Origin of the sequence: Morganella sp. EGD-HP17, assembly GCF_000512315.2 — a bacterium.
In the GTDB taxonomy this organism is placed as follows: Bacteria; Pseudomonadota; Gammaproteobacteria; order Enterobacterales; family Enterobacteriaceae; genus Morganella; species Morganella morganii.
The window spans coordinates 57,087-74,248 of record NZ_AZRH01000007.1; the positions used below are offsets into that span (position 1 = coordinate 57,087).

Genomic DNA, 17,162 nt, shown 5'->3' on the forward strand with positions numbered 1-17,162 from the left:
TTTTACCGGATTTCTTCTTTAACAGGTAACAGCGCCTGGAAAGCCGTGACAGACGGATACGTCGTCCATCCGGCCGGTTTCGCGTAATCATCCGCTTTGCCGCCGGTACCGGTCACCTGAGAGTAAAGCGCCAGTCCTTTTTTCGACATCACCGCGTTCTCATAGAATGTCACCACATCCTGTTTGGTCATTTTTTTCACCGCCGCAATCGTCTGCTCGCGGGTGTTGAAATCAAAGTAATTATTTTTGAAATCAAATGAATAACGGGATGCTTCTTCCTCAAAGGTTTCCGGCGGTTGTGTCATTTCAGTCAGCAGTGCATTACGGTATTTATCAAACTCCGCATTATCCAGTGCTTTCAGGCGTTTTTCCGCATTGATATAAAAATCATCAAAGCGTTGTGACAGATAAGCCGGATTCTTTTCATTGCTTTGCAGCAGGAAACCGATCCCCCACTGGCGGCCGAAGTTCGGGTTAAATGCAAACAGGGCATACCCCAGCTGTTCCTGTGTCCGCAACTGATCATAGAACCACGGATGCAGAATTTTCGACAGCACAGACGAGAATGCAGCACCTTCCGTCCGTGAATAACCGTCCGGAATAAAGATATTGGCCAGCGCGTTATCTGTGCTGTTGGCTTTTTCGTCAAAGCTTGGTTTCAGGGCTTTATCAATCACATAGTAATCCCCGACCCACCATTCCGTACCCTGTGAACCGAGCTGTGCCTGAGCTTTCGATGCAATCTGCTTTGCCTGAGGTGCTGTCAGATTACCGAATACAAACATCTGGAGAGCACCTTCACGGATAAGACGGTCACGGTACTGCGTGATGTCACTTTCGGTAATGGTGTCCAGCGCTGCGAGGCGTTCTTTATCTTCAAAATAAGGCACTGATTTCAGACGGCTGAACGGACGCATTGCCATTTCATAGGCTTTGCCGTTATCCGATACCGCAACCTGCTCACGATACCAGGATTTCGCCTGTGCAAGCTCCGATGCTGACGGTGTAAAGGACTGGTATTCACTCACTGCGGTGGTCAGCAGTTCCGGCAGATGCTGGGAATAACCACTGACGCTGATATTCAGACCATCATCATCACTGATATTGATCCCCATTCCTGCCACGCTGGCCTGATAACTGAGCTGATTCAGCTTCAGTTCACTGACATAACTGAGCAACGCGCTGGTGACAACATCTTTGGCTGTTCTGCCGGCATTCCGGTTACGCAGTTCCAGCGCGATAATTGCCTTCGGCTCATCCGCAAAATAGCGGCTCGGCATATAGAACAGGCGCAGTTTTGCAGTGTCTGTCAGTTGTACCGGTTTTTGCTGTTCCTGCTGTTTGATCAGATCAAAATTATCCGGAATAAACGGGTTCAGTGCAGGCAGAGAGAAACGGAAATCACCTTCAGATTTACGCCATTTATCCAGCTGAGCTGCAGTCACTGCATCCACCTGATAAGGCGCATCAACGAAATAGGCTTTTTTATTGCTTGGTTCCTGCGGGCTGGTATACCAGATGCGGGCTTTTTCCGGTGTTAAATCCGCAAGGCGGGCTTTGATGGCGGCAGGATCCCAGTCATCAGCCAGATAGCCGACATTCAGAACATTTTTTACCGGATATTCCATCATCGTATTTGCCAGTGATTCAACATAGTTCATATCACGGACAACCGAGCTGTAGCGGAATGCCAGCATATTCACGCGGGCGATTTCATCGAAATAGTCTTTATTGATCCCTTTTTCTTTAATCAGATTCAGGTACGCAAAAACAGCGGCGGTAATTTCATCGCGCTTCGCCATGCCCTCATCAGTCAGTGAGACAGAGATAATAAACACGCCCTGGTTACGTGCCAGGGTTGAGGATGCCGATGCACTGACGCTCTCCGCCAACCCGTTGGATATCAGCCAGTTCGCCAGCGTACCTTCACTGCGGCTTCCCAGCAGATACGCAATATAGGTATCTGTCTGCTTGCGGAAATCTTTGCTGTTGTTGTCGATGACAAACTCAAAATCCAGCGATTTCTGCGGCTGCGCAGGAACATAGTGAATGATTTTCTGCTGCTCGGCTGCGGTGATCAGCGGAACGGTAATCTGCGGAACAGCTGCGTGGCGATCCGGAATCGTGCCGAACGTCTCATTGGCCAGTTTTGCCAGTTCTTCCGGGGACTCCGGTCCGTAGATAACAGCTTTCATCAGATTGGATGAATAATAGGTATTATAAAACTTCAGCAGCTCTTCATGCAGGATGCTGCCGGGCTTATCTCTAAGGGTTTCCAGGTTACCACCGGAAAAACGGGAAATCGGATGTGCCGGGTTCCAGGTTTCCGCCCGGACCTGATACATGCGGTGCCCGTCACGGGAACGCGCCATGGTCAGCTCAGCGTTAACCGCATTACGTTCTTTATCCGCATTCACCGGATCCAGCAGCGGTTCTGCCAGGGCATCAGCCAGCCGCTCCGTTGCCCCTTTCAGCGCATTATTTTCCACTTCAAAATAGAAGTCAGTGTAATTGGAGCCGGTACTGGCATTATGGCTGCCGCCGTGCTTCGCCAGATAATCACTGAAATTACCGGGTTCAGGGAAACGTTTTGAACCCATCAGCACCATATGTTCCAGATAGTGCGCAAGACCAGCCTGGCTCTGCGGCTCATCCATACTGCCGATGGCCAAACTGACTGCCGCCGCTGATTTGCGCGCGGTTTTATCGGAAATCAGCAGAACCGTCATATTATTTTTCAGGGTGATTGCCTGATACTGACGCGGATCGTTGGCGCTTTTCTCAATCTCTCCGGGCAGAACCTGCCAGTTATTCTGAGCAAGTGCATTGGCACCGGTAAAAAAGAAAAGCAGCGTAAAAATAAACTGCACTAGTTGTTTAGGCATCAGCCTCATTCTCCCTGTTCTTCTGATGTTGAAACATCGGCAAAAAGAGTTGTTGTGAAAATTGCTTTATTGCATCCATAAGTGCTTCATCAAAATGGCGGAATGCGCGGACGACATAATCGTCCTCCGCCTCACCGGTAAACTGATATCCCCCCTGCAGTGTCTGCAGAAGCAGTAAACCGGCTTTATGTTGGAGTGCATCATCATCAGAGAGTTCACCGGTGTTCTCATCCGCCAGTGTGGTCAGCCATGCCCAGCCGCTTTTGACAAAGACAGGCAGCGGCTCATTCAGACCACGGACAAACACATCCAGCAGCTGACGCAGATAGCCCTGCGCCTGCTCTGCCGTCAGCGGCTCAAAGATCCACACCGTATCACCGCGCCCGTACATCCGGCTGTACTGCTGCCGTCCGCTCAGGCTGTATGTCAGATGTTCAATCCACAAACGCAGCCCGTCAGCGGCGGTAAGTGCCGCCGGACGCCAGCGGAGCAGCCCGTTCTCCTGAACTCCGGTCAGTTGCCCGCTGTAAGTATACGGCCCGGTAACATAGTGAAACGACTCAATATCAGATTCTGTCCGTGCATTACGGATTTTCTCCGCCAGAACATCCATTTCCTGTAATTGTTCTTCCCAGTAAACCTGTGCAAACGCCCCGGCCGGCAGTTCCCCCGCCGCCTTCAGTATGCGGAAGACCCGCTCTTCCGGTTCGCCGTCCACCAGCGCATCAAGCAGCCGGGTGTTAAACCCGTAACGCTGTAAATTATCAACACTGAACGGTTCTTCTTCCGGCAGAGCCACATCCTCAATATCAAAATGGACATTCAGACGCTGCTGAAAAAATGCCCTGACCGGATGACGGTAAAACCTCAGCAGCTGATCAATGGTTATTTCTGTTATATCTTCTGACGGAACCGGGACATTAAACGGCCCCTGCGCTTCGCCCTGCCGTAATGCTGCCGGTAACCACTGCGGCGAAAAGCTCTGAAATTCCGCGCCCTCCCGGTAGTTATCCGCCGCAAACGGAACCCTGGTGTGCCGGACAATCAGATGATTTTCCAGCGCTTCCCGGCTGGTATCCAGGTCAGCAAACCGGTCTTTCTCCAGACAAAAACTGAGACCGGCATATTCCAGCAGTTCACTGACCAGCACTGACGGGTTACGCTCTTCATTATCGCGGATAGATCGGCCGATATAACTGATATATAAATATTCTTTTGCTGACCCCAGCGCCTCCAGGAAAAGATAGCGGTCATCATCCCGGCGTTTGCGGTCACCCCGGCGGCTTTTTTCCGCCATAAGATCAAACCCCAGCGGCGGGATTGTCCTCGGGTACACACCGTCATTCATACCCAGCAGGCAAATAACCTTAAACGGCACAGAACGCATCGGCATCAGCGTGCAAAAGTTTACCGCTCCCGATAAAAAGCGCTGGCTGATTTTCTCGTCATCCAGCCGCAGAGAGAGCTCATCCCGGATCAATGCAAGCGGAACATCGCCGTCATAACAGGCTTTAACCCCCTGATCCAGTACCTGCTGCCACTGCTGTAACACCATACTGAGCACCGGTTCGGTATCCGGTGTCGTCATGAAAAAGGCAGACAGAAGCTCAGAACCGGTTTCACGCCATTGTGCCGGTGTCCGCGGTTCACTCAGTATTTTCTGCCACTGCCGCAACGTATCAATAAAAGCAGCCAGTTGTCCGACCCGGTCCGCTGACATACCGGAAACCTCGTCATACGGCAGGATCCCGCGCCAGGTACCTTCCTCCTCTGCCATGGCATAGCCCAGCAGCATGCGTTCCAGCCCGAATTTCCAGGTGTTCTGGCCAAAAACCGGCAGTGAGAAAGATTCAATATTATGGTCATCCAGCCCCCAGCGGACACCGGATCCGCTGACCCAGCGGCGCAGAAGCGGTAAATCGCTCTCATCCAGCCCGAACTGCTGCGCCACCGCCGGGACTTCCAGCAGACTGAGTACATGCTCTGAGGTGAAACGGCTCTGCGGTAATTCCAGCAGTGTCAGTACTGCCTGTAATACCGGATGAGCCTGGCGGGCTTTACGGTCTGAAATAGCAAACGGCAGATAGCGGTTTTCATTCCCCTGGCCAAATACCGCCTGAATATAAGGAGAATAACTGTCGATATCCGCCACCATCACAATAATGTCGCGGGGAGTCAGTGACGGATCATTTTCCAGCAGGTTCAGTAAATAGTCCTGCAAAATCTCGACTTCCCGCTGCGGACTGTGGCAGGAATGGAATGTCAGGGAACGGTCATTATCCGCAATCACCCGCCGCCGCTTACTGGTGACAAATTCCTCTTTGTTTTTTCCCACCACACTGCCGTCTTCCAGATTAAGAATATCCTGCTGAACAGCAGACAGCAGTGTATCTGCAGGGCGGTCGACAAAGGCTTTAATAGCATGGATTTCTTCAATTTCTTCCAGGAAAAACAGATTATCCCGGCCGGGACGCCCCCACGATGCCAGCAGCGGGTTACCGGTATTCTGTTCCCCGTCAGCCTCAAAATCGAACAGTGAAGGTGCATCCTCATCCGATTTAAACCAGCTGACGGCTTTTTTATCCCAATAACTTTGCGGCTTGCGCGCCAGCATACGCCGCAGTGCAGCCGGGCTCTGTAAATCGCCCCAGTAATACTGGCAGGGATTGGTAAACATCAGATGGATATGGGTATGTTGCCCGAGCGCCCGCAGAGCCTGCAGATAGACCGGCGGTAATGCGGAGATACCACAGATAAAAAGTCGGGGCGGCAGATTGGAAACCACTTCCGGATCACCTTCATTGAGCACATCAATAAAACGCTGATAAAGATTGGCACGGTGCCATTCCGGCTGCCCCAGGCTGCGGGTTAGTGTCTGCAAATCCTGCCACAGGCATTTCTGCCAGGACTGGTTCTGGCTCAGCCCGTCAATCAGTTCATTATTTTCCCACGCCGTCAGCCAGTCCGGCCGGTAGACAAGATACTGGTCAAATAAATCAGCAATACGTCCCGATAGCTGATGCAGTTTGCGTTTATCCCCGTCATCATCAAGATAATGGCGCAGCGGGGCAAAATCCGGATCATCAAGGCGCTGCGGCAGCAGTGACATCAGCTTCCAGGTCATTGCGCCCTTACTGAAGGCACTCTCCCTCGGAATGTCCGGCAGGACACGGGTAAACATATCCCAGATAAATGTGGCGGGCAGCGGAAATGTTATATTCGCGGCAATACCCAGTTTTTCTGCCAGGCTGATTTGCAGCCACTGAGACATCCCCGGGCTTTGCACCAGCACGGTTTCAGGACAAAAAGGATCATTAATTTTATCATTATCAATAATATGGCATATCAGATCTTTCAGCAGATCCAGATCATTGGAGTGATAAACTGTAAACATTGTCCTGTCCTTACATACATTGCCATCTGCCGGCGGTTAACCGGCGCTCTCCCGGAGAGACCAGCCCGATAGTAACGGAAATACAGCCCGGTGACACATTTTCCTGATAACTTTCCCATTTCTGCCGGGGAGATAAATGTGTCTGCATCATCTGCCGTAATATCCCGGGATCCGACGTAAAACGCATCATCTGATGCAGATGACGTACCGTGCTGACATCCGCATATTGCCGCTGTTTTCCGCTATGCAGGAGCTGATAATAGCGTAATAATCCGGTAACCAGAATCGCAAAAATAAAGGCACAAATCATCACTTCCGGTAACGACATGCCGCGCTCATTCATTGTTTTCTCCCGTTTCAGTATGCCGGTTGCAGCCGGGTTTTAAATCCGGCGGGCAAAAATCACTCCATCCCTGCGGTATTGCTGTCAATATCATGTTGTCTCCTTCTTCCCGTGCACTGACCAGCTGATAATGCGTGATATTTTGTTCAAACCAGGGAGAAAACATGCTGCCCTGTAATAACAGCTTATTGGCTCTCAGCCGCCGCAAACAACTCTTCAGTTCCGGATCCGGTGCTGTCCGGCAGTAAAACTGTGTTTCGTTCAGTGCTTTCCGGGACCACGCCAGTGTCAGCCCCCATTCCAGTGCAGAGGCCGCACCGGCATCCGCCCGGTAAAATGCCGTTTCATCCTGACCGTTACGCCACTCTGTCTGATAAAAGCGATGTAAAACAGACAACATCATCAGTGAAATTCCCAGCAACAGCATAATCATCAGCAACAGGGCATTGCCTCCGGAGTGACCGGCTTTCTCCCCGCCGGATCTACAGGTGGTAATTAGGCATGACAATCAGGCTTTCTCCGGTTCGCTGTATTAAGGGCATGTCCCGTCCGGTGAGTGTCAGGGTCAGTTTCAGGCCATTTTTTCCGTACAGTTTTACCGGCGTGACCAGAAACCGGGAAACATTCACATAGCGGCTATCCGTGACCTTTTGCCAGCCGGTATCCCGGCAGCTGCGGGCGTCGCGCGTCCATTCCAGTGCCTGCTTATTCAGACGGTAGCCGAAATGCTCCCCGATTTTACGGACATTCCGCTCCCAGCGGCCATTGTGATTGAGGTCGTAAGCAACAATGATGCAACTGCCGTCTGTCTCGCCGCGCCGGGCGGCAATTTCCAGCGGTTTGCCCTGACAGTGCCCCCGGCAGAATGCCGTCCGCCGGAGATCTTTTTCCAGCCGCAAAAGGGTTTCCCGCATTATCGTATCCAGCTTGTATTGCCGGTATGTGTTCAGTACATCCTGCCCCAGCGCCGGAAAAAAGCGGGTGACCGTGACCAGAAGAATTGCACTGACAGCCATTCCCGCCAGCATTTCAAATAGCAGTGAACCCTTTTCCCGCCTTTTATTCAGCATGACGGTACTCCGGATATCGTGTCCGGCGTGCACAACCGTATACGGCCCGGGGCCGAGATAATCAGTTTTATCTGTCCCTGCGTATTTTCCAGTAAAAAGCTGGCAGCAGAGGCGGTATGCCGGGTTCCCCAGAACAATACGGTACCGGTCGTGCCGGAAACAATCCGGACACCTTCCATCGGTGTGAATCCTTCCGGATCATCATCACACCGTGCTGCGGATACCTGATGACAGGCCCGGCTTTTCTCACCAAACGTAACCGCGATTTTCCGTGTTTCGTTCAGATAGGTTGCTTTCAGTTTATGGCTGCTGAGATATTGCTGAAACAACGCAGCCGTTTCTGTCAGATAACGCCGCTCTCTGTGGCTTTCCCATGAAATATTAATAAATGAAACAGGTAATGCCATAATAAATAAAACAATAATGACTTCCATCAGCGATATCCCCCGTTCTGTCAGCATGTATTCATCCGTTCGTTTTCTCTGCCGAAAAAATAACGGATTTACCACTCCCGGAAAGACAAAACCGAAAAAAATGCGATGCAACAGGAAAAAAATTCTGCGGAATACTGCAAATTCACATTCATTTTTCGTGTTGTACGGAAAAAAATTATCTGCCAGAGAAAAAAGTGTGGAGTGAACAAAATGAAGGCGCTAAAAAGTACAGACACCACCGCTCTTTAACAATACGGAAATTAACTGATATAAAAACCGGCCGCCGGTACTGTATTTGAATATCAGTACCGGTGAGCCGGAAATAATCAGATAAAGAATAAAAAACCCACTAATGATTTTTATAAATAACAAAAACATTAACTCAATTATTAATATGATTAATAGATTTAATACTGATAAAAAATCAAAATAATATTATCTTGTATTAAAAAAATGAAAATAATGTTATAATATAAAAACCATATACTGCGTCAACAGGAAAACGAAAGTGGAACAATATTTAGACATTGCAAAGCGGATTCTGGAGGAAGGGAAATGGATTGAGAATAAACGGACAGGTAAAAGATGCCTGACAATTATTAATGCCGATTTCACTTACCACGTTGACAAAAATGAGTTCCCGCTGGTGACCACCCGCAAGGCATTCTGGAAAGCCGCAATTGCAGAGATGCTGGGTTACTTACGCGGATATGACAGCGCCGCTCAGTTCAGAGCCATCGGCTGTAATACCTGGAACGCTAACGCCAATGAAAATACCGACTGGCTGGCAAACCCGAACCGCAAAGGTGAGGATGATATGGGCCGCGTTTATGGTGTTCAGGGACGGCAGCTGAAAGTATCCCCGACAGAAGCACAGTATGATTTATTATTATCATTAAATGATTCCGGAGATAAAGAAGGTGTTAAAACACTGATTAATGAACTGCGAAAAAATACATTCGATCAACTCCGTAAAGTCTATGATAATTTAAAAAAAGGAATTGATGACCGCGGTGAAATTATTTCATTCTGGAATCCCGGTGAATTTAATCAGGGTTGCCTGAGACCCTGCATGTTTATGCATCATTTCTCCGTTCTTGATGGCACATTATATTTAAATAGTTATCAGCGCAGTTGTGATTATGCACTGGGTTATGTTTTCAATGCGCCGCAATGTTATTTCCTGCTGGCTATTATGGCTCAGATAACCGGCCTGAAATGCGGTAAGGTTTATCACAAAGTGGTTAACCTTCATTTATATGAAGATCAGCTGGAATTAATGCGTGATGTCCAGATTGCACGTAAGCCATTTGCATCACCGAAACTGCATATTAACCCTGACATTAAAACGCTGGATGATTTAATGACATGGGTAACCACCGATGACTTCACAGTGACAGATTATCAGCACCACGACCCGATTAAATATCCGTTCTCTGTCTGAGAAACCATTAAACAGCCGCGCATAAAAAAACTGCATCCGTTACGATGCAGTTTTTTATTACTCACTAAAGCCTGATCTATTCCGGTGCGTTCTGTTTTCCGGTATTACTCTGCTTTTTATTACCCGGGCATTTGTATGCCCATACCATCATCAGTACACCAATAATAATCATCGGCACAGACAAAATCTGCCCCATGCTGATCCCGCCGAATAAACCAAGCTGGGCATCCGGCTGGCGGAAAAATTCCACAATGATACGGAACAGCCCATAGCCGATCAGGAACAGACCTGACACACTGCCCATCGGGCGGGATTTACGGACAAACACATTCAGAATAATAAAGAGGACGATCCCTTCCAGCAGCATTTCATACAGCTGCGACGGGTGACGCGGCAGAACGCCGTATTGCTCAAGCACCGGCATCAGAGACGGATCAGCAGCAGCCAGTTTCACGTCTTCACTATAAGACGTCGGGAACAGAATGGCCCACGGTGTATCGAGTGTCACACGCCCCCACAGTTCGCCATTAATAAAGTTACCGATGCGCCCCATACCGAGACCAAACGGAATCAACGGTGCCACAAAGTCAGCAACCTGTAAAAAATGACGCTTCGTGCGGCGGGCAAACCACCACATAGCAATAATAACGCCCATCAGTCCGCCGTGGAATGACATACCGCCATCCCAGACTTTGAACAGATACAGCGGGTTTTCTGCAAACAGCGGGAAGTTATAAAACAGCACATAGCCGATACGGCCGCCCAGGAAAACCCCCACAAACCCGGCATATAACAGTGTTTCAACTTCACTGCGTTTCCAGCCGCTGCCCGGTTTGTCTGCACGCCGGTTGGCCAGCCACATGGCAAACACAAACCCGACAAGATACATCAGCCCGTACCAGCGTAACGCCACCGGCCCCACAGAAAAAATAACAGGATCAAAATCCGGAAATGCCAGATAAGTGTTACTCATCGTACCTCACACTGTGTGTTGTATCCGGCTGCGGTTACAGCTCTGCCTGCCGCAGACCGGGATATATGACTGTAAGGACAGAACGGCCTCATCTCCGGAGTGCCGGTCAGGCACTGCCCCGGATAAGCTGTCCCAGTCCCTTGTTCTCAATAAACAGTTCCGCTTTTTCACGGATCTCAGCCGCTGTCTGCGCATCCAGCAATGATGCCAGCAGCGGCTCCAGTACTCCGGCATCCAGATGCCGCAGCAGATACTTAATACGCGGGATACTCCGCCCGTTCATACTCAGCTGACGGTATCCTAAACCAATCAGTATCATTGCACCTAACGGATTTGCCGCCATTTCCCCGCAAACCGAGACCGGGATCCCCAGCCGGGTGGTTTCAGTCCGGACAAAATTCAGCATACGCAGGACCGCCGGATGGAGCGAGTCATATAATGGTGCAACATGTGTATTATTCCGGTCAACCGCCAGCAGATACTGGGTTAAATCATTCGTACCGACAGAAATAAAATCAATATATTGTTTCAGCTCCGGCAGCATAAACAACAATGACGGCACTTCCAGCATCACACCTACCGGCGGACGTTCCACCCGTTCCCCGGTCAGTACCGATACTTCTTCACAGGCACGATCAAGCAGGCGGATGGCCTCTTCAACCTCCGCAAGCCCGGAAATCATCGGGAATAATATCTTCAGATTATTCAGCCCGATATTGGCCCGCAGCATGGCCCGCAACTGGATAAGAAAAATCTCCGGCTGATCCAGCATCACACGGATACCGCGCCAGCCCAGACACGGGTTTTCCTCGCTGATAGGCATATACGGCAGCTGCTTATCAGCACCGATATCCAGTGTCCGCAATACTACCGGTTTCCCGGCAAAGAGTTGCAGCATATCCTGATAACGGACTTTCTGCTCTTCTTCTGACGGAAAACCATTATGCACAAGAAACGGTATTTCCGTACGGTACAGGCCAATCCCGTCAATACTTTTGACGATTTTTTGCTCATACTTCAGACTGAGCCCGGCATTCAGCTGAACGGAAACCCGTTCGCCGCTTTTCAGTGCAGCTGAGCGGCTGAGCTCATCCTCGGCCAGTTGGCTGATAGCCTGCTCCTGCTCAATAATCTGGCTGAATTCCTGTGCTATCAGCGGCTCCGGTTCGATATACACCACGCCCCGGTAGCCATCGAGGATAAGCAGACGGTTGTGTAACAGCTCCGGCTGAATATCCGCGCCCATGATAACCGGAATACCCATCGCCCTGACCAGAATGGCGGAATGGGAATGTGTTGCCCCGTCACGCACCACCACACCGGCAAGCTGTTCCTGCGGCAGCTCTGCCAGCAGGCTGGCACTCAGTTCATCAGCCACCAGCACAAAGCGTTCCGGCCACTGGTTGCTGCCGGTAAAATTATCATCAAGATGGAATAACAGCCGCTGCCCGAGTGCACGCAAATCCGTGGCCCGCTCCCGCATATAGCTGTCCTGAAGCCCGGCAAACCGGCCCGCAAATTGCTCAATGACCGTTTTGACTGCCCATTCGGCCACAAAACCCTGCTCCACAATGCTGTACAACTCCTTTTTCAGTTGCAGGTCGTTCAGCAGATGGGAGTAGAGATCGAAAATAGCGGCACTCTCTTTTTGTGAGGCGGCATTAAAACGCTTGCTGATACGGCGGCACTCTGCCGTGGCATCCTCCAGCGCTTTATTCAGGCGGGCACGCTCCTGCACGCGGTCCAGTGCCGAGGCTTCAGAAACATTCTCAAGCACCGGCTGTGAACGGTCTTCCCAGCCATAGGCCATCACAATCCCGGAAGAAACCGGAATAGCCTGGATCCGGGTCTGACGAAACTGCCCGAACAACCCTTTGGTTTGTGCCTGAGCCAGCAGTACGGCAAGCTGCATCGCCAGAGTGACAATAAAAGACTCTTCCGTTTCACTGAACAGGCGTTTTTCTTTCTGCTGAACCACCAGCACGCCCAGTAACTGGCGGCGGTAAACCACCGGCGCACCGAGAAATGCACGCAGGTTGTCTTCTTTAACCTGGGGGAGATATTTAAAACCGGGGTGTTCGCGGACATCCGCGATATTGATAAGCTCGGCGCGGCGGCCGACATGACCGACCACACCTTCGCCGAAAGCAAGGCTGACAGCACGGCCGCGGGGCTTTTTCAGCCCCTGCGTTGCCATCAGATAAAAACAGTGATGCTGATTATCTGCCAGGTAGATGGAACAGACATCCGTTCCCATCGCCTGACAGGTTTCTTTAACCAGAAGCTCCAGCGCTTCCGCGAGATCGGCGGCGGCAGCCACTTTTTCAATCACTTCACGTAAACGCGTCAGCATCCGTTCCCCCTAATTCTGGCGCCGGCGACGGTAGGGAAACGGTGCCCGCACAGCCGTCGCTTCGCTGTTGGCAGGCATCACAACGGAAGAAAACTCTTTCATTACGCGGCGGTATACATCACGTTTGAAAGAGACCACCTGACGAACAGGATACCAATAGGTGACCCAGCGCCAGCCGTCAAATTCCGGCGACTTGCTGCGGGTCACATTGACCTCTTTGTCCTCGCAGAGCAGCTGAAGTAAAAACCAGCGCTGCTTCTGACCGATACAAACCGGTTTGGTATCCCAACGCACCAAACGTTTGGGTAATTTGTAGCGCAGCCAGTTGCGGGTGACCGCCAGGATACGCACATCTTTACGCGTTAAACCAACTTCCTCATACAATTCACGGTACATGGCCTGTTCCGGTGATTCGCCGGGATTGATACCTCCCTGAGGAAACTGCCACGAGTGCTGTCCGTAGCGGCGGGCCCATAAAACCTGGCCTTCCTTATTACAAATTACAATCCCGACATTCGGGCGGTAGCCATCATCATCAATCACTCGACTACCTCAGAAAAAAACTGAAAGATAGCCAATTGTTTCACACTCCCATCATGGGGTAAACCTCTGCACTCAAAATCCTTCAGCCCGCCGCATTTCCGGCTCTGACAGAAGAAAAACAACACGCCACGTTAACGGTTCCGGACAGTGGCAAATTCCTGAGAAAAACACTACACTATTCCTCTCTCAACGGGGTGCAGCTCCGGCTTTCCGGCCGGTGTTGCTGAGATAACACCCGAGGAACCTGATCCGGTTAATACCGGCGTAGGGATTTGAGCCGCCACTGCTGACAGCACAGCCTGTCGCCATCATGCTGCACTCAGATCCTTTGCCAATCCTTCCCTTACAGGAGCGCAAAGTGTTACAGAAACTGACCAGAAATATCATCGCAGGCGGCCTTGCTGCTCTGTTCTCTTTCCAGGCGGCTGCGGATAACAGCAAGCCGGTTCTGACTGTCTATACCTATGACTCATTTGTTGCTGAGTGGGGACCGGGGCCGGAAATTAAGAAAAACTTTGAAGCGCAATGCAACTGCGAACTGAAACTCGTCGGTCTGAGTGACGGCGTGACGCTGCTGAACCGTCTGCGGATGGAAGGTAAAAAATCACAGGCCGATATCATCTTAGGTCTGGATAACAACCTGATGCAGGCGGCTCTGGATACCGGACTGTTTAAAGAAAGCAATGTTGATCAGTCAAAACTGGTGCTGCCGGTCAAATGGGAAAGCAAAACCTTTATTCCTTATGACTATGGCTGGTTTGCTTTTATCTACAACAAAGACACCCTGCCGAACCCGCCGAAAAGCATGAAAGAACTGCTTAACAGTGATCAGAAGCTGACCATTATTTATCAGGATCCGCGCACCAGCACACCGGGACTGGGATTACTGCTGTGGATGGAAAAACTCTACGGGGATGATGTGGCGGCACAGTGGGCCAAAATGGCGAACAAGACCCTGACGGTCACCAAAGGCTGGAGTGAATCTTACGGCCTGTTCCTGAAAGGTGAAGCTGACCTGGTACTGAGTTATACCTCTTCGCCTGGTTACCACATGCTGGCAGATAACAAAGATAACTATGCCGCAGCACTGTTTGAGGAAGGACATTATCTTCAGGTGGAAATGGCAGGTGTACTGACCTCCTCAAAACACCCGGCACTGGCGGAACAGTTCATGCAGTTTATGCTGACACCGGATTTCCAGAAAACGCTGCCGACCACCAACTGGATGTATCCTGTGATTGATATGCCGCTGCCGCCGGTTTACGACAAAATGCCGAAACCGGCGAAAACGCTGGAATTTGATGCAAAAGAAGTGGCGAAAGAGCGCAATCAGTGGATACGGATATGGCAAAACGCAGTCAGCCGTTAATTGCCGCGTACCTGATACCGGGCGCACTCGCGTCCGGTCTTCTTCTGGTCGTTGCTGTCAGTGCCTTCGGGGCGCTGTGGTTTAACACACCGGATACAGACTGGCAGCAGATATGGGATGACAGCTACTTGTGGCATGTCGTCCGCTTTACCTTCTGGCAGGCTTTCTTATCCGCACTCTTTTCCGTTATCCCGGCTGTTTTCCTGGCCCGGGCACTCTGGCGCCGACGTTTCCCGGGACGGACGGTCTTTCTGCGGTTATGCGCGATGACGCTGGTACTGCCCGTGCTGGTAGCCGTATTCGGTATTCTGTCAGTTTACGGACGTAACGGCTGGCTGGCACATATTTCCGGTTTTCTGGATCTGGACTATACCTTCTCCCCGTACGGATTACAGGGCATTCTGCTGGCGCACATCTTCTTCAATATGCCGCTTGCCACCCGGATGCTGTATCAGCAGCTCGATAATATTGCCACGGAGCAGAGACAGCTCGCCGCTCAGCTTAATATGAATGAATGGCAGCATTTCCGGATTGTGGAATGGCCTTATCTGCGCCGTCAGTTGCTGCCGACCGCCGCACTGATTTTTATGCTCTGCTTTGCCAGTTTTGCCACGGTGCTGGCACTCGGTGGCGGCCCGGCGGCAACTACCATTGAACTGGCGATTTATCAGGCACTGAATTATGACTTTGATATTGGCCGCGCTGCCCTGCTGGCGCTGATCCAGCTGGTGTGCTGCATCGGGCTGGTGCTCGTCAGCCAGCATTTGTCCGGTCATTTTTCTGTCGGCTTTACCCAGTCACTGCAATGGCGCAACCCGCAGGACACGCTGCCGCGCAGACTGGCTGACGGCCTGATCATCCTCTGTGCCCTGCTGTTTCTGCTGCCGCCGTTTTTTGCCATCATCGCGGACGGTCTGAATCCGGGATTACTGCCGGTCCTGCAGCAACCGGCACTGTGGCGAGCTTTTTTCACCTCGCTCGGAATTGCGCTGGCTTCCGGTTTTATCTGTGTGCTGCTGACCATGATGCTGTTATGGAGCAGCCGTGAACTGCGGCTGCGGCAGGCGGTCAGAGCAGGACAGGCCATGGAGCTTTCCGGGCTGGTGATCCTCGCCATGCCGGGAATTGTACTGGCTACCGGGTTTTTCCTGCTGCTCAACAGCACGACCGGCACCACTGATTTGGGAGCAATTCCATACGGGCTGGTGATCCTGACCAACGCGCTGATGGCGATTCCGTATGCACTGAAAGTGCTGGATAACCCGATGCGTGACCTGGCTGAACGCTATAACCCGCTCTGTCTCTCGCTGAATATCAGCGGCTTCAACCGGCTGAAACTGATTGAACTGAAGGCTCTCCGTAACCCGCTGGCACAGGCGGTGGCATTTGCCAGTGTGCTGTCGGTCGGGGATTTTGGCGTGATCGCGCTGTTCGGCAATGAAGATTTCCGCACACTGCCGTTCTATCTTTATCAGCAGATCGGCGCTTACCGCAATGCGGATGCCGCGGTCACTGCACTGATCTTGTTTTTACTCTGTTTCGGGCTGTTTACCGTTCTGGAACGTCTGCCGGGGAAACGCCCATGATTTATTTTGATCATATTCTTTACCGCTATCAGCAACAGACCATGAATTTTCATTTTTCCGTTGCCGCCGGAGAAAAAATTGCCATTCTCGGCCCGAGCGGCGCGGGTAAAAGTACCCTGCTGTCACTGATTGCCGGGTTTCAGTTTGCCGAAAGCGGCACTATTCTGCTGAATAATGAAGATCACACCCGCACACCGCCCGCTTCACGCCCGGTATCCATGCTGTTTCAGGAAAATAACCTGTTTGCTCACCTGACGGCTGAACAGAATATCGCTCTCGGTTTTCATCCCGGGATGAAACTGAATGCGGCGCAAAAAGTGCAGCTGGAACAGATCGCTGAACAGGTTTCGCTGACACCACTGCTGAAACGGCTGCCATCACAGCTTTCCGGCGGTCAGCGCCAGCGGGTCGCACTGGCGCGCTGTCTGGTGCGTTCTCAGCCGGTTTTGCTGCTGGATGAACCCTTCTCCGCACTGGATCCGGCACTGCGCAATGAAATGCTGGCACTGCTGGAAACCATCTGTGATTCACGGCAACTGACACTGATGATGGTTTCCCACAATACCGATGACGCAGTCCGAATCGCGCCCCGCGCGATGGTGGTGGATAACGGTACCATTGCCTTTGACGGCAGTACCGCCGCCCTGGTCAGCGGTGAGGTTCCACAGGCTCAGATCCTCGGTATCCGTCCGTAAACCCGCATCTTAAATACTGTATATATCCACACCACTCTGCTATAGTTATTTTTTCATCAGCAGAACGGACAAA

At 51.3% G+C, this 17,162-nt stretch carries 13 protein-coding genes and 1 riboswitch; of the genes, 4 read left to right on the forward strand and 9 right to left on the reverse strand.

Features of this window, described 5'->3' with window-relative positions:
• Positions 1 to 2: 2 nt before the first annotated feature.
• Genes ptrA through X965_RS09255 form a run of 6 tightly spaced genes read right to left on the reverse strand, consistent with a single transcriptional unit; the run spans position 3 to position 8,153 of the window.
• Complete coding sequence (ptrA, locus tag X965_RS09230) at positions 3 to 2,894, reverse strand: pitrilysin (RefSeq protein WP_172794087.1); 2,892 nt, start codon at positions 2,892 to 2,894, stop codon at positions 3 to 5.
• On the reverse strand, positions 2,878 to 6,279 hold the full coding sequence (recC, locus tag X965_RS09235) for an exodeoxyribonuclease V subunit gamma (protein WP_036417861.1): 3,402 nt from the start codon (positions 6,277 to 6,279) through the stop codon (positions 2,878 to 2,880). Before recC ends, ptrA begins: the two co-directional genes overlap by 17 nt.
• A gap of 10 nt (positions 6,280 to 6,289) precedes the next feature.
• Positions 6,290 to 6,622, reverse strand: coding sequence for a prepilin-type N-terminal cleavage/methylation domain-containing protein (locus X965_RS09240; protein WP_036417863.1), 333 nt, complete (start codon positions 6,620 to 6,622; stop codon positions 6,290 to 6,292).
• Entirely contained in the window at positions 6,615 to 7,130 is a 516-nt protein-coding gene (locus tag X965_RS09245; RefSeq protein WP_225310106.1) for a YgdB family protein, read from the reverse strand. Before X965_RS09245 ends, X965_RS09240 begins: the two co-directional genes overlap by 8 nt.
• The gene (locus X965_RS09250; RefSeq protein WP_004237191.1) at positions 7,105 to 7,692 is read right to left on the reverse strand and encodes a prepilin peptidase-dependent protein; all 588 of its coding nucleotides are present in this window, start codon (positions 7,690 to 7,692) and stop codon (positions 7,105 to 7,107) included. Before X965_RS09250 ends, X965_RS09245 begins: the two co-directional genes overlap by 26 nt.
• Entirely contained in the window at positions 7,686 to 8,153 is a 468-nt protein-coding gene (locus tag X965_RS09255) for a hypothetical protein (protein WP_004237190.1), read from the reverse strand. The genes X965_RS09250 and X965_RS09255 overlap by 7 nt, the downstream gene beginning before the upstream one ends.
• A gap of 481 nt (positions 8,154 to 8,634) precedes the next feature.
• On the opposite strand from X965_RS09255, the gene thyA reads away from it, so the two are divergent.
• The gene (gene thyA, locus X965_RS09260; RefSeq protein ID WP_004242187.1) at positions 8,635 to 9,570 is read left to right on the forward strand and encodes a thymidylate synthase; all 936 of its coding nucleotides are present in this window, start codon (positions 8,635 to 8,637) and stop codon (positions 9,568 to 9,570) included.
• Between the two features lie 76 nt (positions 9,571 to 9,646).
• Here thyA and lgt read toward each other — a convergent pair whose 3' ends face one another.
• The 3 genes from lgt to rppH form a co-directional block, all read right to left on the reverse strand.
• A complete protein-coding gene (gene lgt / locus X965_RS09265) occupies positions 9,647 to 10,543 on the reverse strand; it encodes a prolipoprotein diacylglyceryl transferase (protein WP_004237185.1) in 897 nt (298 codons plus the stop codon).
• 106 nt (positions 10,544 to 10,649) lie between these two features.
• A complete protein-coding gene (gene ptsP, locus X965_RS09270) occupies positions 10,650 to 12,896 on the reverse strand; it encodes a phosphoenolpyruvate--protein phosphotransferase (protein WP_032098738.1) in 2,247 nt (748 codons plus the stop codon).
• A gap of 9 nt (positions 12,897 to 12,905) precedes the next feature.
• Positions 12,906 to 13,439, reverse strand: coding sequence for an RNA pyrophosphohydrolase (rppH, locus tag X965_RS09275; protein WP_015422452.1), 534 nt, complete (start codon positions 13,437 to 13,439; stop codon positions 12,906 to 12,908).
• Positions 13,440 to 13,619: 180 nt separating this feature from the next.
• Positions 13,620 to 13,728, forward strand: a riboswitch (TPP riboswitch).
• A 69-nt stretch (positions 13,729 to 13,797) separates the two neighbouring features.
• Between rppH and thiB the strand changes: the two genes are divergently transcribed.
• The 3 genes from thiB to thiQ are packed head-to-tail and all read left to right on the forward strand — an operon-like array spanning position 13,798 to position 17,089.
• Complete coding sequence (gene thiB / locus X965_RS09280; RefSeq protein WP_141650299.1) at positions 13,798 to 14,808, forward strand: thiamine ABC transporter substrate binding subunit; 1,011 nt, start codon at positions 13,798 to 13,800, stop codon at positions 14,806 to 14,808.
• Positions 14,784 to 16,394 (forward strand): thiamine/thiamine pyrophosphate ABC transporter permease ThiP, encoded by a 1,611-nt coding sequence (gene thiP, locus X965_RS09285; RefSeq protein WP_004242183.1) that lies wholly within the window; start codon positions 14,784 to 14,786, stop codon positions 16,392 to 16,394. The genes thiB and thiP overlap by 25 nt, the downstream gene beginning before the upstream one ends.
• On the forward strand, positions 16,391 to 17,089 hold the full coding sequence (gene thiQ, locus X965_RS09290) for a thiamine ABC transporter ATP-binding protein ThiQ (RefSeq protein ID WP_036417867.1): 699 nt from the start codon (positions 16,391 to 16,393) through the stop codon (positions 17,087 to 17,089). The genes thiP and thiQ overlap by 4 nt, the downstream gene beginning before the upstream one ends.
• Positions 17,090 to 17,162: the final 73 nt, after the last annotated feature.

Excerpts from the sequence above, each read along its gene's own strand:
- X965_RS09240 (WP_036417863.1), bottom strand. The coding sequence starts at position 6,622 with ATGAATGAGCGCGGCATGTCGTTACCGGAAGTGATGATTTGTGCCTTT.
- ptsP (WP_032098738.1), bottom strand. The coding sequence starts at position 12,896 with ATGCTGACGCGTTTACGTGAAGTGATTGAAAAAGTGGCTGCCGCCGCC.
- recC (WP_036417861.1), bottom strand. The coding sequence starts at position 6,279 with ATGTTTACAGTTTATCACTCCAATGATCTGGATCTGCTGAAAGATCTG.
- thiQ (WP_036417867.1), top strand. The coding sequence starts at position 16,391 with ATGATTTATTTTGATCATATTCTTTACCGCTATCAGCAACAGACCATG.
- X965_RS09255 (WP_004237190.1), bottom strand. The coding sequence starts at position 8,153 with ATGCTGACAGAACGGGGGATATCGCTGATGGAAGTCATTATTGTTTTA.
- lgt (WP_004237185.1), bottom strand. The coding sequence starts at position 10,543 with ATGAGTAACACTTATCTGGCATTTCCGGATTTTGATCCTGTTATTTTT.
- X965_RS09250 (WP_004237191.1), bottom strand. The coding sequence starts at position 7,692 with ATGCTGAATAAAAGGCGGGAAAAGGGTTCACTGCTATTTGAAATGCTG.
- ptrA (WP_172794087.1), bottom strand. The coding sequence starts at position 2,894 with ATGAGGCTGATGCCTAAACAACTAGTGCAGTTTATTTTTACGCTGCTT.
- thiP (WP_004242183.1), top strand. The coding sequence starts at position 14,784 with ATGGCAAAACGCAGTCAGCCGTTAATTGCCGCGTACCTGATACCGGGC.